We start from the raw sequence: 20606 nt of genomic DNA on the forward strand, positions 1-20606 counted from the left end.
AATGGCAGCGTTAAATAAAGTGTGATATTTCCATCTGCTCCTGCAGGAATTATCCGGTCTAACTTTTTTAGACTTTTTGGGTCTCTCGCTTTGTCTGTATCGACCGTGCAGCGCTAAAGATTAACCATGGGTGACAAAATGCCTGACTCCTCGCAACTTCTTATTGGCGCAGACCTTGAAGGCCAGCCCATTGCCCAGGCCATGCGCCTGGCTAATCGCCATGGCCTGATTGCCGGCGCCACCGGCACCGGCAAGACCGTGACGTTGCAGCGGCTGGCGGAGGCGTTCAGTGATGCTGGCGTCGCGGTGTTCGCCGCCGATATCAAGGGTGACCTGTGTGGCCTCGGCGCCGCGGGCAACCCCCAGGGCAAGGTGGCCGAGCGGATTGCCGGCATGCCTTTCCTGAATTACGCACCTAAGGCATATCCGGTAACTCTGTGGGATATCCACGGTCAGTCCGGTCATCCACTTCGTACAACCTTGAGCGAAATGGGCCCACTGTTGCTGGGCAGCCTGCTGGAGTTGACCGACAGCCAGCAGTCGACCCTATATGCAGCGTTTAAAGTGGCAGACCGCGAGGGCTTGCTGCTGCTGGATCTCAAGGACCTCAAGGCCCTGCTCAACCACCTCAAGTTCCATCCCGAGCTGCTGGGCGATGACGCTGCCCTGATGACCACTGGCTCCAGCCAGGCTTTGCTGCGGCGCCTGGCAGTGCTGGAGCAGCAGGGCGCCGAAGCCCTGTTCGGCGAACCGGCGCTGCAACTGGAAGATATTCTGCAACCGGCCAGCGATGGGCGAGGGCGCATTCATCTGTTGGATGCCAGCCGCCTGGTGCACGAGTCGCCCAAGGTCTATGCGACCTTTTTGCTGTGGCTGCTGGCGGAGCTGTTCGAGCAGTTGCCGGAGCGCGGGGATGCCGATAAGCCGCTGCTGGCGCTGTTTTTCGACGAGGCGCATTTGCTGTTTGCCGATACGCCCAAGGCCTTGCAGGACCGCCTGGAACAAGTGGTGCGGCTGATTCGCTCCAAAGGCGTGGGGGTATATTTTGTCACCCAATCGCCGGGCGACTTGCCGGACAACGTGCTGGCCCAGTTGGGCTTGCGGATCCAGCATGGCCTGCGCGCATTCACCACCAAGGAACAAAAATCCCTGCGGGCGGTGGCCGATGGTTTTCGGCCGAACCCGGCGTTTGATGCGCTGGCGGTGTTGACCGAACTGGGCACGGGTGAGGCGCTGGTGGGCACGCTGCAGGAAAAAGGCACGCCTGAGGTAGTCCAACGGGTGCTGGTGGCACCGCCGCAATCACGGATCGGGCCATTGACCGCCGCCGAGCGTACGGCCTTGATCGCCAGTTCGTCGCTTTTGGGGCGCTACGACAAGCCGGTTGATCGTGAGTCGGCCTATGAAGTGCTGATGGCACGCAAGGAGCTGGGACCTGCGGCAAGTGCTGCGCCTGCCGCTGAAGAACCGAGCTTCACCGACAAGGCCGGCGCGTTCCTGGGAACCACCGCGGGCAAGGCCCTCAAGTCTGCGATGCAGCAGGCGGCCAACCAGATGGGCCGCCAGTTGGTGCGCGGGCTGCTGGGGTCCTTGCTTGGTGGTAGCAAGCGTAAGTAGCCATCAAGGTCTATACAACCCATTGTGGGAGCGGGCTCGCCCGCGATTGCGGTGTCTCAGTCGATACATGTGCCGACTGGCACGCCGCAATCGCGAGCAAGCTCGCTCCTACATGGGGTTGTGCAGTTTTCAGGCCTTGGGCTTGCCATGACTGGCCAGCCGCTCCAGCGCCGCACGCAGCTTTGGATCGCTAATCCCGTCCGCCGTCGCCTGGATGGTTTCGGCGGCATTCACCGACAAATCCATGGTATGCCCCACCGCACCTTGCTGTACGGTCGGTGGCTGGACCTTGAACTGAATGCGCAGCAGGCTGGCAAACACATCAAACGCCTGTAACTGGCGCTGCAAGCGTTTTTGCTGGTAACGCAGGCGGGTCGCCCAATGCCCATCGGTGACGATCAGCAGTAGCGTGCCTTCACGCCATGACGCCACATGACAGTGCTCGCGGGCCGCAGGTTGTAGTTGGGTTTCCAGAAGGCGTTGCAGGTGGCCCAGGCGTTGCGCATGGCCAAAGATGGCTTTTAATGGCTTGGCTTCGCGCAGCAACACGGCGGGAGCACGGGCCGTAAGAGGGCGAAATGCCATGATCTAGACACCTTAGGTAACAGAGCGGCCATGGTAGCAGAAAGCGTGTGCGGCACCTTGGTCATTGCTTTGTCAGCAGTTTATCCATTAAATCAATAAGTAACTTCTCGCTCGAATGGGTTGAAGTTCAGCAAAAAGCCCTTATTTTAAACAAGCCCTCCCGTAACGCTGTGTCTGCATCGTGGAACAACGCCACTTTCCTCACCCTCGTTTCCGGGTAGAATGCTCGTTCGCATGCGGCCGTGAGGGCTGCTCGGGCGACTTACGGGGCGCCCCTTCATCCCTAATGTGTGGAAGAACCTGCCGATATGTTTGCGCCTTTGTTAAAGAAACTTTTTGGAAGCAAGAATGAGCGCGAAGTCAAACGCATGCTCAAGACGGTGCAGCTGGTCAATGCCTTCGAAGAGCAGATGGTTGCTTTGTCGGACGAGCAATTGCGCGCCAAGACCGAAGAGTTCAAGGCCCGCATAGCCAAAGGTGAAACCCTCGACAAACTGCTGCCCGAAGCCTTTGCGGTCGCCCGCGAAGCCGGTAAGCGGGTGATGGGCATGCGCCACTTCGACGTCCAGTTGATCGGCGGCATGACCCTGCATGAAGGCATGATCGCCGAAATGCGTACCGGTGAAGGCAAGACCCTGGTAGCAACCCTGGGTGTTTACCTCAACGCACTGTCCGGCAAGGGCGTGCACGTTGTGACGGTGAACGACTACCTGGCCCGCCGGGACGCCAACTGGATGCGCCCGCTGTATGAATTCCTCGGCCTGACCGTCGGCGTGGTAACGCCGTTCCAGCCGCCGGAAGAGAAGCGCGCCGCCTACGCCGCCGACATCACCTACGGCACCAACAACGAATTCGGTTTCGACTACCTGCGCGACAACATGGCGTTCAGCATGGAAGAAAAATTCCAGCGCGAACTCAACTTTGCCGTGATCGACGAAGTCGACTCCATCCTCATCGACGAAGCCCGTACCCCGCTGATCATCTCCGGCCAGGCCGAGGACAGCTCGCGCCTGTACACCGAGATCAACAAGCTGATCCCGCGCCTTGAGCAACATATCGAGGAAGTGGAAGGCGTGGTGACCAAAGAAGGTCATTACTCCATCGACGAGAAGACCCGCCAGGTCGAGCTCAACGAAGCCGGTCACCAGTTCGTCGAAGAGATGCTGACCCAGATCGGCCTGCTGGCGGAAGGCGAAAGCCTGTACTCGGCACACAACCTGGGCCTGCTGACCCACGTGTATGCCGGCCTGCGCGCCCACAAGCTGTTCCACCGCAACGTTGAATACATCGTCCAGGACGGCCAGGTGGTACTGGTCGACGAACACACCGGCCGTACCATGCCCGGTCGTCGTTTGTCCGAAGGCCTGCACCAGGCCATCGAAGCCAAAGAAGTGCTCAATATCCAGGCCGAGAGCCAGACATTGGCCTCGACCACCTTCCAGAACTACTTCCGCCTGTACAACAAGCTGTCCGGCATGACCGGTACCGCTGATACCGAAGCGTTCGAATTCCACCAGATCTACGGTCTGTCGGTGATGGTCATCCCGCCGAACAAACCGCTGGCGCGTAAAGACTACAACGACCTGGTGTTCCTGACCGCTGACGAGAAATACGCAGCCATCGTCGCCGACATCAAGGAGTGCATGACCCAAGGCCGTCCGGTCCTGGTGGGTACTGCGACCATCGAAACCTCCGAGCACATGTCGAACCTGCTCAACAAGGAAGGTATCGAGCACAAGGTCCTCAACGCCAAGTTCCACGAAAAAGAAGCCGAGATCATTGCCCAGGCCGGTCGCCCGGGCGCACTGACCATCGCCACCAACATGGCCGGTCGTGGTACCGACATCCTGTTGGGCGGCAACTGGGAAGTGGAAGTGGCTTCCCTGGACAACCCGACCCCTGAGCAGATCGCCCAGATCAAGGCCGACTGGCAGAAACGCCACCAGGCGGTGCTGGAATCCGGTGGTTTGCAGGTGATCGCGTCCGAGCGTCACGAATCGCGTCGTATCGACAACCAGCTGCGTGGCCGTGCCGGTCGCCAGGGCGACGCCGGTTCCAGCCGCTTCTACCTGTCCCTGGAAGACAGCCTGATGCGTATCTTCGCCTCGGATCGGGTGAAGAACTTCATGAAGGCCCTGGGCATGCAGTCCGGTGAAGCGATCGAGCACCGCATGGTGACCAACGCCATCGAAAAGGCCCAGCGCAAGGTCGAAGGCCGCAACTTCGACATTCGTAAGCAACTGCTGGAGTTCGATGACGTCAACAACGAACAGCGTAAAGTGATTTATCACATGCGTAACACGTTGCTGGCCGCCGACAACATTGGCGAAACCATCGCCGACTTCCGTCAGGACGTGCTCAACGCCACGGTCAGCGCCCATATCCCGCCACAGTCCCTGCCTGAACAGTGGGATGTTGCCGGCCTGGAAGCGGCGTTGAAGAGCGACTTCGGTGTCGATCTGCCGGTCCAGCAATGGCTCGACGAAGACGACCACCTGTACGAAGAAACCCTGCGCGAAAAACTGATGGCCGAACTGCTGGCCGCGTACAACGAGAAAGAAGAGCAAGCCAGCGCCGAAGCGCTGCGCACCTTCGAGAAGCAAATCGTTCTGCGCGTGCTGGACGACCTGTGGAAAGACCACCTGTCGACCATGGACCACCTGCGTCACGGCATCCACCTGCGTGGCTACGCCCAGAAGAACCCGAAGCAGGAGTACAAGCGCGAGTCGTTCACGCTGTTCTCCGAGTTGCTGGATTCGATCAAGCGCGATTCGATTCGTGTGCTGTCCCATGTTCAGGTGCGTCGCGAAGACCCGATCGAGGAAGAAGCCCGTCTGCGTCAGGAAGCCGAAGCCCTTGCCGCGCGCATGCAGTTCCAGCATGACGAAGCACCAGGCCTTGAGTCGCCGCAAGTGTTGGGCGAAGAGGTCGATGTGGCCCTGGCCCAGGCGCCGGTACGCAATGAGCAGAAGCTGGGCCGCAACGAGCCGTGCTGGTGCGGTTCGGGCAAGAAGTTCAAACACTGCCACGGCGAAATCAATTAAGATTTTTGCCTGAAGCTGCAATACCCCGCGCCGCGACCGGCATCAGCCGTCGCGGCGTTTTGCCATTTAATCACCGTCGACGACGACGGTGCAGACATCACATCGTTAAGGAGCGCATTCATGGCTGTTGGTCTTGGTCCTTTGCCCACGTTGCACCCGGTTGCCGGTTTTGAACTCGGTATCGCTTCGGCCGGAATCAAGCGCCCCGGGCGCAAGGACGTGGTAGTGATGCGCTGTGCCGAAGGTTCGACCATCGCCGGCGTGTTCACCCTGAACGCGTTTTGCGCGGCGCCCGTGATCCTCGCCAAGCAACGTGTCGAAGGCCCGGTGCGCTACCTGTTGACCAACACCGGCAATGCCAACGCCGGCACCGGCGAGCCTGGCCTGGCCGCGGCTGCGCGCACCTGCGCCAAACTCGCGGAGTTGACCGGAGTGGACGCCAGCCAGGTGCTGCCGTACTCCACTGGGGTAATCGGCGAGCCGTTGCCCGTGGAAAAAATCGAAGGCGCATTGCAAGCCGCGCTGGACGACCTGTCCGTGGATAACTGGGCGGCCGCGGCCACCGGAATCATGACCACCGACACCTTGCCCAAGGGCGCCAGCCGCCAGTTCGTGCATGAAGGCGTGACCGTCACCGTGACCGGCATCAGCAAAGGCGCGGGCATGATCCGCCCGAACATGGCGACCATGCTCGGCTACATCGCCACCGACGCCAACGTCTCCCGTGACGTGCTGCAAAACCTGATGCTCGATGGCGCCAACAAGTCATTCAACCGCATCACCATCGACGGCGATACCTCGACCAACGACTGCTGCATGTTGATTGCCACCGGCAAAGCCAACCTGCCGCAAATCACCTCGTCCAACGGCCCGCTGTTCGCGGCGTTGAAGCAGGCAGTATTTGAAGTGTGCATGGAAGTGGCCCAGGCCATCGTGCGTGACGGCGAAGGCGCGACCAAGTTCGTCACCGTTGAAGTCAACGGCGGCGGCAATCACCAGGAATGCCTGGATGTCGGCTACACCGTGGCCCACTCGCCGCTGATCAAGACCGCGCTGTTTGCGTCCGACCCGAACTGGGGCCGGATCCTCGCTGCAGTTGGCCGTGCCGGCGTGCCGAACCTGGATGTGAGCAAGATCGACGTGTTCCTCGGCGATGTGTGCATCGCCAGCCGTGGCGCCCGTGCCCAAACCTACACCGAAGCCCAGGGCTCGGCGGTGATGCAACAGGAAGAAATCACCATCCGTATCGAACTGGGGCGCGGTGAGTGCAGCGAAACGATCTGGACCACCGACCTGTCCCACGAGTACGTGAAGATCAACGCCGAATACCGCACCTGATACCTGTTCGGGGCATTGGCAATGCCCCGGCAGGCGCCGGCTTAGAGGACGTAATACCGTGAAACGAGTTCATGTAGCAGCCGCAGTCATTCGCGGTACCGATGGCCGGATTTTGCTCGCGCGTCGTGCAGACACCCAGCACCAGGGCGGCCTATGGGAGTTTCCAGGAGGCAAGGTGGAGGCCGATGAATCGGTTTTTGCCGCACTGGGCCGAGAGCTGCTGGAGGAACTGGGTATCCAGGTCACTACCGCACGGCCGTTGATCCAGGTTCAGCATGATTACCCGGACAAGCAGGTGCTGCTGGATGTCTGGGAGGTTTCGGCGTTTACCGGCGAGCCCCATGGCGCAGAAGGGCAGCCTCTTGAATGGGTGGCGCCACGGGACTTGCAGAGCTACGAGTTTCCAGCGGCCAACGCACCAATCGTCGCTGCTGCCCGCCTGCCCGCCGACTACCTGATCACCCCAGGCGAACTGGAAACCCCGGTGCTGTTGCGCGGTATCCAGAAAGCCATTGCCGGTGGCACCAAGCTGATTCAGTTGCGCGCGCCCAATGGCTACGACCCCAAGTACCGCGACCTGGCGGTGGATGCAGTGGGGTTGTGTGCCGGCAAGGCGCAGTTGATGCTCAAGGGGCCATTCGAATGGCTCGGCGACTTCCCTGCGGCGGGATGGCACATGACTTCGGCGCAACTGCGCAAATACGCCAGCAAAGGCCGGCCGTTGCCCAAGGACCGCTGGTTGGCGGCGTCTTGCCACAATGCCGAAGAACTGGCATTGGCCGAATTGATGGACGTGGACTTCGTCACTCTGTCACCGGTGCAGCCGACCCAGACTCACCCTGATGCGCAACCTCTGGGTTGGGAGCAGGCGGCGCAGTTGATCAAAGGCTTCAGCAAGCCCGTGTTCCTGTTGGGTGGGGTTGGGCCTGACGAGCGGGAGAAGGCCTGGGAGAGCGGGGCGCAGGGTGTTGCGGGGATTCGGGCGTTCTGGCCTGAGGTGTGAGTCGTCAGTGCCGGCCCCATCGCAGGCAAGCCAGCTCCCACATTGGAGTGTATTCAAAAATCAAAATGTGGGAGCGGGCTTGCCCGCGATGAGGCCCCGTCAAACAATACAAAACCCCGCAGAATCTCAGCGCGGCCTAGCCGCCTGCCACAAAATCTCCCACATTGAAATGTATTCACAAATCAAAATGTGGGAGCGGGCTTGCCCGCGATGAGGCCCGCTCAAGCAATACAAAATCCAGCATTAACCTCGGTGCGGCCTAGCCGCTTGCCACAAAATCTCCCACATTGGAATGTATTCACAAATCAAAATGTGGGAGCGGGCTTGCCCGCGATGAGGCCCGCTCAAGCAATACAAAATTCAGCATTAACCTCGGTGCGGCCTAGCCGCTTGCCACAAAATCCCCCACATTGGAGTGTATTCACAAATCAAAATGTGGGAGCGGGCTTGCCCGCGATGAGGCCCGCTCAAGCAATACAAAATCCAGCAATAACCTCAGTGCGGCTTAGCCGCCGCCTGCCACAAAACCTCCGCAACCCCTTGCCGCCTGGCAATCACCCTTGCTGCCACAAACAGCAAATCCGATAGCCGGTTGATGTACGCCAAACCTACCCCCTCCAACGGCTCCAGTGCATTCAATTGCTGGCAGCGCCGCTCGGCGCTGCGGGCCAGGCTACGGCACACATGGGCCTGGGCAATCAGCGCCGAACCACCGGGCAGGATGAAGTTTTCCAACGGCCCCACTTCTTCATTCCAGCGATCAATCGCCGCTTCCAACCGGTCCACCTCGCCCGCATTGAGCGCCTTATAGACCGGCATCGCCAATTCGCCACCTAGGTCAAACAGTCGATGCTGGCAGGGTGTCAGTACCTCGATCACATCCTTCAACGCCGGATGCTGGCCGCTTTGCTCCTCAAGCCCGGCCAGCAGCAGGCCCAATTGGCTGTTGAGGCTGTCCACCTCGCCGATCGCCTCCACCCGGGGGTGATCCTTGGGCACGCGGCGGCCGTCACCCAGGCCGGTTTCGCCTTTGTCGCCGGTACGGGTGTAAATTTTCGACAGGCGAAAGCCCATGGTCAGTGCTCCAGTTGAGTCAGTTCGTGGGGGGCAAGCTGGCTGCCGGCCAACGGCAGGCGCAAGGTGAAACAGGTGCCCTGGCCCAGGGTGGAGTGAACCTCCATCTGGCCCTTGTGATTGTTGGTGATGATGAAGTACGAGACCGACAGGCCCAGCCCTGTGCCCTGGCCGATTTCCTTGGTGGTGAAGAAGGGCTCGAAGGTGCGCTTGCGCACGTTCTCACTCATGCCGATGCCATTGTCCTCTACCTGGATCTCGGCCCATGGTGGGTTGAGCCGGGTGCGCAGGATGATACGCCCCGGCTCGCTGTCGTCTTCGCGCAGGTGGATGGCCTGGGCGGCGTTTTTCAGCAGGTTGAGCAGCACCTGCTCCAGCTCGTTGGCGGTGCCAGGCACCGGGCCCAGCAAAGGATCGAACTGGCGGATGATTGCCTGGCCCTTGAAGTCGAAGCCGATGGCCAGGTCGAAGTCGTTACCGGCAATTTCTACCGCTTGGTCGATCAACGCTGGCAGGTCGCAAGGTGCCATCTGGCGATTGCTGCGGCGGCTGAAACTGAGCATATGGGTGACGATTTTTGCCGCACGGGCCCCGGCTTGCTGGATGCCGTCGAGCAGTTGCGGTACTTCGCGGCTTTGCAGGTAGCGGTTGACCGTCTCCAGTTCCACGCCCACCTGTTCGGCGTGCTCCTGGTTTTTCGGGAGGTCCGCCGACAGCCGCCGCCGGATGTTTTGCACGTTATGCAGGATCGCCCCCAGGGGGTTGTTGATCTCGTGGGCCATGCCCGCTGCCAGCCCGCCGACCGACAGCATTTTTTCCGACTGCACCATCATCTCTTCCAGGGACAGACGCTGGGTGATGTCATCGATGCGGATCACCACCCCGCGCCCGGCGCCGCCCATCAGCGGGTAAAAGGTCAGGGCATAGTGCTTGGGCTCGTCGTCCTTGACCCAGGTGACACGCTCGATGCGCTCCACCGTGTGCTGTTCCACCGCGGCCTTGAGCTGCGGCAGGTAGGGCTTGAGCGGCTCGAAGGCAAGGAAGATCGGCTGGTTCAGGGCTTCGCCCAGGCGTGTGCCGGACAGGGCACTGGCTTCCTGGTTCCATTGGGTGACATAGAGCTGCTCGTCCAGGGCGATCAAGGCAGATGGCATGGAGTCGATGATGCTGTTCAGATAATTCTGGAAACCGGTGAGTTTTTTCTCGATTTTGCTGCGCACCTGGACTTCCAGCTCCAGCTTGCGGTTGGTATGCCGTGTTTCCTCGGCCAGGCCCTGGGCCTGGTCATAGGCGGCCTGGGAGTCGTCCCGCGCACGCTTGAGCTGCTGCTCGCGGGCTTCGATGCGTGACAGCATGGTATTGAACGCTTCGGCCAGGCTGCCGATTTCGTCATGGTTGCCGCGCCCGGCCCGCAGGGCGTAGTTCTCCTCGCGGGTGACCTGGCGCGACAATTCTTCCAGCTCATGGATGGGCCGGGTAATCAGGCGCTTGATCTGTCGGGCGATCACCAGCCACAGCAGGATGCTGAAAATCAGGATGCCGAGGCTGGCGGTCAGGGTGCCGGTGTAGAAGGCGACCGGCAGTTCGCTACTGGCCACCAGCAGCAAATGCCCCGAGGGCAAGCCGGGGCGGGGCAGGGTGATGATTTGATTGCTGCGAAATTCGGTGACCCGCCAGGCTTCGATGTCGCGGTAGTGTGCCGGCAGTTGCAGGCGGTCGCCGTGTTGTAGCTGCGCCAGGCGACTGCCTTCACCGTCATACAGGGCCGCCGCCCGTAGTGGCGAATAGCTGGTCAGCTCGTTGAGCAGGGCGTCGGCCTTGGCGGGAGAATCCAGGGCTTGCGCGGCGAGGGCCGGGTTGGAGACCAGCCGACCAATAGCCTGCAAGGCTTGCGGGGCCATGCTTTCCTGGGAGATCCAGTAGGCGGCGCTGATAAAGGTCAGGTTGGCCACCAGCAGCACGGTGGTCAGCAGTACCAGCAGGGCCGCCAGCAATTTCTGCCCAACGGGGAGATTTTCGAGACGCTGGCGCAGTGGCATCAGGTTGTTCGCAGGCAAGGATCAAGTCGGCAGGGTAGCGCGTGCCTCAGTCGCTGGGCAATCCGCGTGCGTCCAGGTAGCCGGCCAGGCGCACCTGCAGTTGTTGCAGGTGTGGCAAGCTCAGGCGATGGCGCAAGGCCGCCTGGCAGGCATGGCCGAGCAGATAGCTGATCTCGGTGCGCCGCCCGTTGGCCACATCCTGGTACATCGACGAGAAGTTCGCCGCCGTCGCCTGGATCACCCGCTCCACTTCGGTTTGCAAATCCTGGGCTGCCGCCGGCTGGCCGCAGCACTCCAGCAGCTCGGCGAGTTCGGCGCACAAGGTCGCTACTTCGCATTGATGCGCCTGTAGTCCGCCATTGCGGCATTGATAGAGCACGGTCAGAGGATTGATCGCACAGTTGAGTGCCAGTTTTCGCCACAGGCGCGTGAGGATATCGGTGCTCCACTGGTGGGGAATGCCGGCAGCGTGCAAATCGTCCAGCCACAGCGGCGCCGTGGGATGGGTGGCGTCACCCAGCCAGGTAAAGCCATGGCCGGCGAACACTACGCTGCCATCGCTCTGGCGAAACGCACCCTCGGTGCTGGAAGCGAAGATGCAACGCGCCTGGGGCAGTTGCGCGGCAACCGCGTCCTGGCTGCCCAGGCCGTTCTGCAGCAGGATCACCTCGGCGTTGGGTGTCAGGCGTTGGGCCAACTGAGCGACGGCACCAGGTGCGTCGTAGGCTTTACACGCGACCAGTAGGCGATCAATCGGCTCGGGGCTGTCGGATGTTTGTGCCGTCACCGGATAAGTCTGGGCATGCCCTTGCTCGACCAGGGTCAGCCCCGGCACTGCCCGGTAGCGGGCCAGGCGCGCCTGGTCTCGCAGGATCAGCGTAACGGGCAGGCCTGCGCGGGCCAGGCGTGTGGCCCATAATGTGCCGAGACTGCCTGCGCCGAGGACATGCCAGGTGGTGGACATCAATTTTGCTCCGTAAGCCGCCGGGTGAGCCAAGCAGCTCAGGGTAAAGAGTCGTTATAATGCCCCGGCATTTTACCCGCAAGCCAGGCGTGCTCCATCTCTACTGAGCCGCGCCCCTTTTTTATTGGAGAAACTACATGCCGTCGTTCGACGTGGTATCTGAACTGGACAAGCACGAAGTCACCAACGCCGTCGAGAACGCCGTCAAGGAGCTGGACCGTCGTTATGACTTGAAAGGCAAGGGCAGCTTCGAGTTCAAGGAAAAGGAACTGACGGTCAACCTGACCGCTGAAGCCGATTTCCAGCTCGAAGCGATGATCGAGATCCTCAAACTGGCCCTGGTCAAGCGCAAAATCGACGTGCAATGCCTTGAAGTCAAGGATGCCTATGCGTCGGGCAAGTTGATGAAGCAGGAGGCCGTGCTCAAGGAAGGTATCGACAAGGAGCTGGCGAAGAAGATCGTCGCTCACGTCAAGGATGCCAAGCTCAAGGTCCAGGCCGCAATCCAGGGCGAGCAGGTGCGTATCACTGGCAAGAAGCGCGACGACTTGCAGGAGGCGATTGCCGCCCTGCGCGCCAAGACCTTCGATATGCCGCTGCAGTTCAATAACTTCCGCGACTGATCCGGTTTTGGGGAACCCGCGGGGCTTTTCGACGTCCCACGCCCCAGAACCTGCAGAAACGATTGAGCCCTTCGGGGCTCAATTGCTGTGGCGACCTTTATTTGCAGTGCTAGACAGGAGAATCTAGATGGATTTGAACGCTGAAGTGGATCAATTGATCAAGGCTTCCCAAGCCTGGGTCCCGATGATCATGGAATACGGCAGCCGCGTATTGCTGGCGGTATTGACCCTGGCCATTGGCTGGTGGCTGATCAACAAGCTGACCCACAAGGTAGGACGCCTGCTGGCCCTGCGCAATGCGGACCTGGCGTTGCAGGGCTTTGTGACCAGCCTTGCGAACATCGTGCTCAAGGTGATGCTGATCGTCAGCGTAGCCTCGATGATCGGAGTCGAAACCACCTCGTTTGTCGCCGCGATCGGTGCCGCGACCCTGGCCATTGGCCTGGCGTTGCAAGGTAGCCTGGCCAACTTTGCCGGTGGCGTGCTGATTCTGCTGTTCCGCCCGTTCCGTATCGGTGACTGGATCGAAGCCCAGGGCACGGCGGGTACCGTCGATAGCATCCAGATCTTCCACACGGTGATCCGTACCGGCGATAACAAGACGGTCATTGTGCCTAACGGCATCTTGTCCAATGGCATCATCACCAACACCAATCGCCAGCCAACCCGCAAGGTGGTGTTTGACGTGGGTGTCGACTACGAAGCCGATTTGCAGAAAGCCCGTCAAGTGCTGCTGGAATTGGCCAAGGATCCACGGGTTCTGGCGGATCCCGAGCCTGTCGCAGTGGTTTCGACCCTGGGCGACAGTTCGATCACCGTTTCCCTGCGTGTATGGACCAAGACTGCGGATTATTGGGACGTGATGTTCATGTTCAATGAACTGGCGCGGGACCGTTTGAAAGCGGCCGGAATTGATATCCCGTTCCCGCAGCGCGTTATTCGCGTGATGCAAGAAGCGCCTGCCAAATAAGAACGGGTGCAGGGATTTAACTTGGCTGAAGAGTCAGGTTTTGTCTCGATAATAAACTTGATAGTTAGCTTGCTAGTTATCAAGGTCGCAGAAATAAAAGTGCAATAAAAAAGCCGCTCACTGGTTAAAAGTGAGCGGCTTTTTCATTAAGGGCCGAAGCCCTCGGGCATCTTTGATTACAAGATGTTCAACGGGTATTGCGCAATCAGACGCAGTTCATCGATGGACGAAGAACCGTAGTAAACGCCATCAGACGAACGATAAGTCGCTTGGCGAATACGCAGGCTCAGGTCTTTGGCCGGGCCGCTCTGGATCACGTACTTGGCTTCAAGATCGCGTTCCCATTCTTTCCCGTTCGAGGTCAGGGCGGTGTTGGCGCCGCTACCGGTGACGTACGCAGCCAGGAAGCTCAGGCCAGGTACACCGAAGGTGGCCATGTCGAGGTCGTAACGGGCCTTGAAGGATTTCTCGCCTTCGGCGTTGAAGTCGGAACGTGCAATGGAGTTGGCCAGGAACACTGTGCCGCCGCCGTCGATGCCGTAGCCGTAGTCGCCGTCACCGGTAACCTTCTGGGCCGCCAGGGTGAAGGTGTGTGCACCGATGGTGTAGGCACCCTGCAAGCTGAATGCGCGGTTGTCGAGTTTGGTAACGTCGTCTTTGTAGGCGCGTTGCAGGCCGGCACCGTCGCTCTTGGTGTCATAGATGTTGAAGTCTACGGCCACCGACTGGTCATCGCTCAGGGCGTGGGTCCAGTTGACGTTGGCGTAGTATTTGCGCCAGTAGTCTTCGACTTTCGAGTAGTAGAGGCTGGTGGTGAACTCAGGCGTCCAACCGTAGGTGCCGCCTACGAAATTGGCTTGCTTGATGCCTCGGGAGGTTTCAGGGAAGTCGAGGATACTGTCCTTGAAGGTCTGCGCCTGGGCCACGCTGGAAGTGAAGTGACCGGCTTCCAGCTTGAGGTCCTTGATCTCGTTACTGACGATCGAGATACCTTGTGGCAGCTCTGGCAGCAAGCGACTGTCGTCGGATGCGAATACCGGTGCGGTGGTGTACTGGTCGCCGACTTTCAGCACGGTATTGGAGAGACGGAACTTGATGGCGCCGCCGCCCTTGGAGTATTCATCCTCTGAGCGGCCATCCGAACCTTCCGGGAACAAGCCAGTGCCATTACGGCCTCTGCCGCTGTCCAGTTTCACGCCGAGCAGGCCGATAACGTCAACACCCACACCGATGGTGCCCTGGGTGAAGCCCGACTGGTACAAACCGTTGAAGCCCAGGCCGGTTTCCCGGGTGTAGCTTGTGCCCGACTTGTTGTTGCGGTTGTCTCGGCTGAAGTACAGGGTGCGGGTATTGATGCTGAAGGTACTGTCTTCGACAAAGCCCTTGGCATCGTCTTGGGCGGACGCCATTGCGAACTGTGAGGTGCCTGCTGAAACAGCGAGGGCGATCATGCTCCACTTCATCACGCGCATCGTGATTTGCTCCTTTGGTTTTAGGAAGAGTACTGCCGTCCCACCTATATTTTTGTCTGGGCGGCTCTTTCTTTTTTGTGACAGCGCAAACTTATAGCACGCTGGCAATAATTGGCGATACTTGCACATCTGTCCTTTCAGCTTCTTTACGAGGCTGTCGTAAATTGCTAGATCCATGTCGCAAATCTACAGTCTGCTTGTAACCAGACTGACAACTTCAATACTGTTTTTAATACCCTGGACAGAGGTGCAAAGTACCCTGTTCAAAGTTTAAAACTTCCTGTTTTTGTATTGACTCACTGTTGTTTTTATCGTGAAGCACTGCCTTCCTGGCAGGTGCCGTTGTCGACGATAGGGGAGTGAATGCAACAAGCGTGCTCAAACTGTCGGGCAGATGTCATTTTTTCGTGAAAAATGTGCTGGGTCTGTGAAAACCGCCTGGGCACGGGGCTTTTGCGTGGTTTTTTTTGGAATTCAGGGCCTCGGCTGTGCGGGATTTCGAACGGATAAAAATGTGTTTCTGTCAGAAATGTTACCGGTTCACCCTGCACGGTGAGTAATCGGCGGATAGGCCCTGCCCGATGCGGGGCATAAAAGACTCATTTTGGTGCGTCGGTGCCCGGTCGTGCGATTGCCCATGGCGCGCGCGCGGATTGCCCCGTGAAGCAGCCGCCATTCGCAGGTATGCTGGGCGCCTGAAACTGACTAGCCGAACGGAGTGCCTGCGGTGTTCGCCTTGGATCCACGTCTGCAAAACGACACCTTGCCCATCGGGGAATTCCCCCTGTGCCGGCTGCTGCTGTCCAATGACTCTAACTACCTCTGGCTTATCCTGGTGCCGCGCATTGCCGGTATCAGCGAAGTGTTCCAGCTCGACGCGGACGACCAGTCCCGCCTGTGGCAAGAAACCACGACGTTGGCGCGGTTGCTCAATGACGGGTTTGGCGCCGATAAAATGAACATTGGCGCCCTGGGTAACGTGGTCAACCAGCTGCATGTGCACGTGATTGTGCGCAAACGCGACGATGCGGCTTGGCCTGCCCCCGTCTGGGGCAGGCACCCGGCGGTGCCTTATACCGACGCTCAGGTCGCGCTGATTCGTACCCGCCTGCGCGAGTTGTTGCCGCCCGAATTCACTTTTGCCCAGGACTGAGCCATGGACCTGCAAGACCGCGTGATGGACCTTGAGAGCCGCCTGGCTTTCCAGGACGACACCATCGAGACCTTGAATGACATCCTGGTTGCCCAGCAACGAGCGGTAGAACGCCTGCAATTGCAGATGACGGCCTTACTCAAGCGTCAGGAAGAAATGGGCGGGCAGTTCGAATCCTCCGAGGAAGAAGCGCCGCCGCCTCATTATTAAGGGGGCGGGTAAACTCCCGGCGATAAAAAACCGCGATGCAGTATCAACTGCATCGCGGTTTTTTTTCGGGCCTGTTCTGGGATCAGCGACGCGGCAGGGCGGCGATCACGTCTTCAGCTTGCAGGCCTTTGTCACGGTTCATCACGGAGAACTCCACGCGCTGGCCTTCCACCAGGACACGATGGCCTTCGCCGCGAATGGCTCGGAAGTGGACGAAGATATCGTCGCCCGAATCCCGGGAAATAAAACCGAAGCCTTTGGAGGTGTTGAACCACTTGACGGTCCCGGTATCCCGGTTGGTCATATCGTAGTTTTGCGAGGAGGCCGGGGCAGACGAACGGTAGAAGCTGATGGCCAGGTGAAGAACGATAGCGACTACGGCAATGGCCAGGCTGAGCAGGATGGCTGGATGGCCACCGACTTCAGGCATGGGGGCCAGGAGGGTGAGGGTTTGTACGACGACAGTCAGCACCAGCAGTGCGCTGACCAGGTTTTGCAGTTGATGGCGTGTGCCTTTGTTCCAGTAGGGGATCACTGGCGCCAGCGTCAGGTTGAGAAGGCCGAACAGAGCCAGGTACAGCGCGTCGTGTTGTTGCAGGTACGGCAGGCTTTCTGGTTGCAGGCTCGGGATAAAGGACAGCAGCAAAGCTGCAGCGCCCGTTAGCAGGTGGACGATTTTCAACATTTTGATTAACTCACGTTAAGACGGATCACGAAGGAAGAGCTGACTGGCACGGTTCGCTTCTGAACAATGGGAGGCGTTGGACACGTGCGCGATTATTCAGCCTATGCCGCTTGCCGCAGGAAATAGCGGTGGCGACACGCTGCCTATTTAACAGCAAAGCCTGTGCCTTCTCAAATCAAGCGTTTCAAGGCGTTGCGAAGATCATGGCATTTATGCGGCAAACCCTTGTCCTAGACAGGTGCGGGTGTTTTTCACCGTGCCAGGCCTTGCCGTTCGTGGTCGAGCGCGTTGCAAAGGGGCGATTTGCCGCAGGCCGAGTGCGGCGGCAGGGCTGCGCAAGGCGAGCACTCTTGCTAGAGTGGGTAAGCACCTGATCAATGAATATTCATCAATTGAAGGGAATAGACATGGCAATCGATATCGGTATCAGTGAAGAAGATCGTAAATCCATTGTTGACGGACTTTCACGGCTGCTTTCAGATACCTATGTACTGTATTTGAAAACCCATAACTTCCATTGGAACGTTACCGGGCCGCAATTTCGTACATTGCACTTGATGTTTGAAGAGCAATATAACGAACTGGCGCTGGCAGTTGACTCCATTGCCGAGCGTATTCGTGCCCTGGGCTTTCCAGCGCCGGGTGCTTACTCTATCTATGCCCGTCTGTCTTCGATCAAGGAAGAAGAAGGCGTACCCAGCGCTGAAAACATGATCAAGCAACTTGTCGATGGGCAGGAAGCGGTTACCCGCACTGCACGCGGGATCTTCCCGTTGCTGGATAAAGTCAGCGACGAGCCGACCGCGGACCTGCTGACCCAGCGCATGCAGATCCACGAAAAAACCGCCTGGATGCTGCGCTCGCTGCTCGAAGGCAAGTAAGCCCTGCAGGCCAGTGGTGCCCGGCAGGCGCCGCTGGCTGCACCTGATTGCTTCCTGATATATGCGTTGGCTTGTCCTACGAGCCGCGACTCTCCGTCTTCTGGCTGCACTTGCCTGCTTGATGTTTTATAGGCTCAACGGCCAATAACAGCCGTGTATTCAAGAGCCGTTTGGCAAGGGAGTGTCAAGTGTATGTCGCGTAGTATGAGTAAAGGTGTGCTGGAAACTTCCGGGGTCTACAAGACAAAGATCGATCCCTTCGTCAAAGGGTTCGATATGGCGTTGGCCCGGCCATTATCACGTTCTGTCCGGTTGAATGGTTTTTCGACATGCCTGCGGCTTGAAGAAGTCTATTGGAACATTCTTGGTGAAATAGCCAGGATCAATACCTGTTCGGTCAGTGCGCTGCTGTCCTATGTGGATCGCGAGGTGCACTTGCGTTATGGCGGGGTCAAGAATTTCAGCGGCCTGGTCAGGGTGGTCTGTGTGGTTCATGCGTTGAAAGGGCAGGTATGCGCCGCAGATCAGGCTGGCGTGATGTAGGCCGGTTGTCCCGTATCAGGGGGGCAGAGGTGTTGGTCTAAGTGGGCTGCACGTTGCCACGGCTGCACAGCCTCGATTTAACGGATATAATCTCGCCCTTTGCTGCGCATACCGGCTGGTACGGAGCGTGGCGCAGCAGTGACGTGATCGCCGAGATATTCCATGCCCATGTACGATTACCAATGCGCTTCCTGTGGTCATCAGTTGGAAGCCATTCAAAAGATCAGCGACGCGCCGTTGGTCGATTGCCCTGCTTGCCAGGCGCCCGAGCTGAAAAAAATGTTGTCGATGCCGGGCTTTCGCCTGAGCGGTAGCGGCTGGTACGAGACGGACTTCAAGACCGGCGCCAAGAAGAATCTGGCGGGCGGCGACAAAGCAGACTGAGTTGAACTCTACGCGCGAGCTCCTGCATTATCCGTGGCCTGACTTAATAGGTGCGGTGTCCGAGCAGGAACTCCACCGAATTTCGAATTACGAGAAGTGAAACCACTACCATGATGCGCAGCCACTATTGCGGCCAACTGAACGAGACCCTGGAAGGTCAGGAAATCACCCTTTGCGGATGGGTTCACCGTCGCCGCGACCATGGCGGGGTGATTTTCCTCGATATCCGTGATCGTGACGGTCTGGCCCAGGTGGTATTCGACCCGGATCGCGCCGAGAGCTTCGCCGCCGCTGACCGCGTGCGCAGCGAATACGTCGTGAAAATCACCGGCAAGGTTCGCCTGCGTCCGGCCGGTGCCACCAACGCCAACATGGCGTCGGGCATGATCGAAGTCCTGGGCTACGAGCTGGAAGTGCTTAACGAGTCGGAAACCCCGCCGTTCCCACTCAACGAGTTCTCCGACGTTGGCGAAGAAACCCGCCTGCGTTATCGCTTCCTCGACCTGCGTCGTCCGGAAATGGCCGAGAAGCTGCGCCTGCGCTCGCGCATGACCACCAGCATCCGTCGCTTCCTCGACGAGAACGGCTTCCTCGACGTCGAGACGCCGATCCTGACCCGTGCTACGCCAGAAGGCGCACGTGACTACCTGGTGCCAAGTCGTACCCACGCCGGTAGCTTCTTCGCCTTGCCGCAATCGCCGCAGTTGTTCAAGCAACTGCTGATGGTCGCTGGCTTCGACCGCTACTACCAGATCGCCAAGTGCTTTCGCGACGAAGACCTGCGCGCCGACCGCCAGCCGGAATTCACCCAGATCGACATCGAGACCAGCTTCCTCGATGAAAAAGAGATCATGGGCCTGACCGAAGAAATGATCCGCAACCTGTTCAAGGAAGTGCTGGACCTGGAATTCGGCGAGTTCCCGCACATGACCTTCGAAGAAGCCATGCGCCGCTACGGTTCCGACAAGCCAGACCTGCGCAACCCGCTGGAGCTGGTCGACGTTGCCGACCAGCTCAAGGAAGTCGACTTCAAGGTATTCAGCGGCCCGGCCAACGACCCGAAATGCCGCATCGCCGCACTGCGTGTGCCAGGCGGGGCGAGCATGCCGCGCAAACAGATCGACGACTACACCAAGTTCGTCGGCATCTACGGCGCCAAGGGCCTGGCTTACATCAAGGTCAACGAGCGCGCCAAGGGTGTTGAAGGCCTGCAGTCGCCAATCGTCAAGAACATCCCGGAAGACAAGCTCAATGTGATCCTCGATCGCGTTGGCGCAGTCGATGGCGATATCGTGTTCTTCGGCGCCGACAAGGCCAAGATCGTCAGCGAAGCCCTGGGCGCGCTGCGGATCAAGCTGGGCCACGACCTCGACCTGCTGACCTGCAAGTGGGCACCGATGTGGGTCGTCGACTTCCCGATGTTCGAAGAGAACGACGACGGCAGCTTCAGCGCCCTGCATCACCCGTTCACCGCACCCAAGTGCACGCCGCAGGAGCTGGAAGCCAACCCGGCTGGCGCCCTGTCCCGTGCCTACGACATGGTGCTCAACGGCACTGAGCTGGGTGGCGGTTCGATCCGTATCCACCGCAAAGAGATGCAGCAGTCGGTATTCCGCCTGCTGGGCATCAACGAAGCGGAACAGGAAGAGAAGTTCGGCTTCCTGCTCGACGCCCTGAAATACGGTGCTCCACCCCACGGCGGCCTGGCCTTCGGCCTTGACCGCCTGGTGATGCTGATGACCGGTGCCCAGTCGATCCGTGAAGTGATTGCCTTCCCGAAAACCCAGAGTGCTGCGGACGTCATGACCCAGGCTCCAGGTGTGGTGGATGCCAAGGCACTGCGCGAACTGCACATCCGTCTGCGCGAGGCGCCGAAGGCTGAGTAAGGCTGCGGCGTGAAAGCGCGATAAGGTTGTACGCAGTCAAAAAGGCGCATCTTCGGATGCGCCTTTGCGTTTAAAAGAGGGAAATCTCGCCTGGGGCGGGATTGAAAGGTTTCTAGAGAATTTCGGAGTTGTGTT

The 20606-nt window shown here is 59.3% G+C and carries 18 protein-coding genes; 12 read left to right on the plus strand and 6 right to left on the minus strand.

The genetic code is table 11. From position 1 onward, the window contains the following. Positions 1 to 138 precede the first annotated feature (138 nt). Entirely contained in the window at positions 139 to 1617 is a 1479-nt protein-coding gene (locus HBO19_RS02640) for a helicase HerA-like domain-containing protein (RefSeq protein WP_170041960.1), read from the plus strand. Positions 1618 to 1746: 129 nt separating this feature from the next. On the opposite strand, the gene HBO19_RS02645 is transcribed toward HBO19_RS02640, so the two are convergent. Further along, positions 1747 to 2202 (minus strand): DciA family protein, encoded by a 456-nt coding sequence (locus tag HBO19_RS02645; protein ID WP_169954654.1) that lies wholly within the window; start codon positions 2200 to 2202, stop codon positions 1747 to 1749. Between the two features lie 308 nt (positions 2203 to 2510). Here HBO19_RS02645 and secA point away from each other — a divergent pair, with 308 nt between their 5' ends. From secA to HBO19_RS02660, 3 genes are all read left to right on the plus strand, one after another. Next, positions 2511 to 5246 carry a preprotein translocase subunit SecA gene (secA, locus tag HBO19_RS02650; protein ID WP_169954655.1) on the plus strand — a complete coding sequence of 912 codons (2736 nt, stop codon included), beginning with the start codon at positions 2511 to 2513 and terminating at the stop codon, positions 5244 to 5246. A gap of 120 nt (positions 5247 to 5366) precedes the next feature. Next, positions 5367 to 6584, plus strand: a complete 1218-nt coding sequence (argJ, locus tag HBO19_RS02655) for a bifunctional glutamate N-acetyltransferase/amino-acid acetyltransferase ArgJ (protein ID WP_169954656.1) — start codon at positions 5367 to 5369, stop codon at positions 6582 to 6584. A 58-nt stretch (positions 6585 to 6642) separates the two neighbouring features. After that, the gene (locus HBO19_RS02660) at positions 6643 to 7587 is read left to right on the plus strand and encodes a Nudix family hydrolase (RefSeq protein ID WP_170056849.1); all 945 of its coding nucleotides are present in this window, start codon (positions 6643 to 6645) and stop codon (positions 7585 to 7587) included. A gap of 495 nt (positions 7588 to 8082) precedes the next feature. Here the strand turns inward: HBO19_RS02660 and HBO19_RS02665 are convergent, their stop codons facing one another. Genes HBO19_RS02665 through HBO19_RS02675 form a run of 3 tightly spaced genes read right to left on the minus strand, consistent with a single transcriptional unit; the run spans position 8083 to position 11664 of the window. Continuing rightward, on the minus strand, positions 8083 to 8661 hold the full coding sequence (locus tag HBO19_RS02665; protein ID WP_169954658.1) for a cob(I)yrinic acid a,c-diamide adenosyltransferase: 579 nt from the start codon (positions 8659 to 8661) through the stop codon (positions 8083 to 8085). A gap of 2 nt (positions 8662 to 8663) precedes the next feature. Then, on the minus strand, positions 8664 to 10700 hold the full coding sequence (locus tag HBO19_RS02670) for an ATP-binding protein (RefSeq protein ID WP_170057090.1): 2037 nt from the start codon (positions 10698 to 10700) through the stop codon (positions 8664 to 8666). Between the two features lie 46 nt (positions 10701 to 10746). Further along, positions 10747 to 11664, minus strand: a complete 918-nt coding sequence (locus tag HBO19_RS02675) for a putative 2-dehydropantoate 2-reductase (RefSeq protein WP_170056850.1) — start codon at positions 11662 to 11664, stop codon at positions 10747 to 10749. Positions 11665 to 11801: 137 nt separating this feature from the next. On the opposite strand from HBO19_RS02675, the gene HBO19_RS02680 reads away from it, so the two are divergent. Further along, complete coding sequence (locus HBO19_RS02680; protein WP_007933288.1) at positions 11802 to 12287, plus strand: YajQ family cyclic di-GMP-binding protein; 486 nt, start codon at positions 11802 to 11804, stop codon at positions 12285 to 12287. Positions 12288 to 12414: 127 nt separating this feature from the next. After that, positions 12415 to 13257, plus strand: a complete 843-nt coding sequence (locus HBO19_RS02685; RefSeq protein WP_170041896.1) for a mechanosensitive ion channel family protein — start codon at positions 12415 to 12417, stop codon at positions 13255 to 13257. 176 nt (positions 13258 to 13433) lie between these two features. Here HBO19_RS02685 and HBO19_RS02690 read toward each other — a convergent pair whose 3' ends face one another. Continuing rightward, on the minus strand, positions 13434 to 14729 hold the full coding sequence (locus HBO19_RS02690; protein ID WP_169954661.1) for an OprD family porin: 1296 nt from the start codon (positions 14727 to 14729) through the stop codon (positions 13434 to 13436). A 727-nt stretch (positions 14730 to 15456) separates the two neighbouring features. Here HBO19_RS02690 and HBO19_RS02695 point away from each other — a divergent pair. Beyond that, a complete protein-coding gene (locus HBO19_RS02695) occupies positions 15457 to 15882 on the plus strand; it encodes an HIT domain-containing protein (RefSeq protein WP_170056851.1) in 426 nt (141 codons plus the stop codon). A 3-nt stretch (positions 15883 to 15885) separates the two neighbouring features. Further along, entirely contained in the window at positions 15886 to 16092 is a 207-nt protein-coding gene (locus tag HBO19_RS02700; protein ID WP_057441383.1) for a SlyX family protein, read from the plus strand. Positions 16093 to 16174: 82 nt separating this feature from the next. On the opposite strand, the gene HBO19_RS28660 is transcribed toward HBO19_RS02700, so the two are convergent. Next, entirely contained in the window at positions 16175 to 16777 is a 603-nt protein-coding gene (locus HBO19_RS28660) for a cold-shock protein (RefSeq protein ID WP_169954663.1), read from the minus strand. Positions 16778 to 17184: 407 nt separating this feature from the next. Here HBO19_RS28660 and HBO19_RS02710 point away from each other — a divergent pair, with 407 nt between their 5' ends. The 4 genes from HBO19_RS02710 (at position 17185) to aspS (ending at position 20471) form a co-directional block, all read left to right on the plus strand. Next, positions 17185 to 17658 (plus strand): Dps family protein, encoded by a 474-nt coding sequence (locus tag HBO19_RS02710; RefSeq protein ID WP_029300319.1) that lies wholly within the window; start codon positions 17185 to 17187, stop codon positions 17656 to 17658. Positions 17659 to 17850: 192 nt separating this feature from the next. Beyond that, entirely contained in the window at positions 17851 to 18201 is a 351-nt protein-coding gene (locus HBO19_RS02715; protein ID WP_169954664.1) for a ribbon-helix-helix domain-containing protein, read from the plus strand. 162 nt (positions 18202 to 18363) lie between these two features. Further along, on the plus strand, positions 18364 to 18585 hold the full coding sequence (locus HBO19_RS02720) for a zinc ribbon domain-containing protein (RefSeq protein ID WP_057441377.1): 222 nt from the start codon (positions 18364 to 18366) through the stop codon (positions 18583 to 18585). Positions 18586 to 18695: 110 nt separating this feature from the next. Next, the gene (gene aspS, locus HBO19_RS02725; RefSeq protein WP_029300316.1) at positions 18696 to 20471 is read left to right on the plus strand and encodes an aspartate--tRNA ligase; all 1776 of its coding nucleotides are present in this window, start codon (positions 18696 to 18698) and stop codon (positions 20469 to 20471) included. Positions 20472 to 20606: the final 135 nt, after the last annotated feature.

The sequence above is a fragment of the Pseudomonas sp. WS 5021 genome, from assembly GCF_012985535.1.
Classification (GTDB): Bacteria; Pseudomonadota; Gammaproteobacteria; order Pseudomonadales; family Pseudomonadaceae; genus Aquipseudomonas.

Coding starts and splice junctions, on each gene's coding strand:
- HBO19_RS02715 (WP_169954664.1), top strand. CDS start 17,851: ATGTCGCGTAGTATGAGTAAAGGTGTGCTGGAAACTTCCGGGGTCTAC.
- HBO19_RS02675 (WP_170056850.1), bottom strand. CDS start 11,664: ATGTCCACCACCTGGCATGTCCTCGGCGCAGGCAGTCTCGGCACATTA.
- HBO19_RS02690 (WP_169954661.1), bottom strand. CDS start 14,729: ATGCGCGTGATGAAGTGGAGCATGATCGCCCTCGCTGTTTCAGCAGGC.
- HBO19_RS02665 (WP_169954658.1), bottom strand. CDS start 8,661: ATGGGCTTTCGCCTGTCGAAAATTTACACCCGTACCGGCGACAAAGGC.
- HBO19_RS02710 (WP_029300319.1), top strand. CDS start 17,185: ATGGCAATCGATATCGGTATCAGTGAAGAAGATCGTAAATCCATTGTT.
- argJ (WP_169954656.1), top strand. CDS start 5,367: ATGGCTGTTGGTCTTGGTCCTTTGCCCACGTTGCACCCGGTTGCCGGT.
- HBO19_RS02700 (WP_057441383.1), top strand. CDS start 15,886: ATGGACCTGCAAGACCGCGTGATGGACCTTGAGAGCCGCCTGGCTTTC.
- HBO19_RS02670 (WP_170057090.1), bottom strand. CDS start 10,700: ATGCCACTGCGCCAGCGTCTCGAAAATCTCCCCGTTGGGCAGAAATTG.
- HBO19_RS02720 (WP_057441377.1), top strand. CDS start 18,364: ATGCCCATGTACGATTACCAATGCGCTTCCTGTGGTCATCAGTTGGAA.
- HBO19_RS02685 (WP_170041896.1), top strand. CDS start 12,415: ATGGATTTGAACGCTGAAGTGGATCAATTGATCAAGGCTTCCCAAGCC.
- HBO19_RS02680 (WP_007933288.1), top strand. CDS start 11,802: ATGCCGTCGTTCGACGTGGTATCTGAACTGGACAAGCACGAAGTCACC.
- secA (WP_169954655.1), top strand. CDS start 2,511: ATGTTTGCGCCTTTGTTAAAGAAACTTTTTGGAAGCAAGAATGAGCGC.
- HBO19_RS28660 (WP_169954663.1), bottom strand. CDS start 16,777: ATGTTGAAAATCGTCCACCTGCTAACGGGCGCTGCAGCTTTGCTGCTG.
- HBO19_RS02640 (WP_170041960.1), top strand. CDS start 139: ATGCCTGACTCCTCGCAACTTCTTATTGGCGCAGACCTTGAAGGCCAG.
- aspS (WP_029300316.1), top strand. CDS start 18,696: ATGATGCGCAGCCACTATTGCGGCCAACTGAACGAGACCCTGGAAGGT.
- HBO19_RS02645 (WP_169954654.1), bottom strand. CDS start 2,202: ATGGCATTTCGCCCTCTTACGGCCCGTGCTCCCGCCGTGTTGCTGCGC.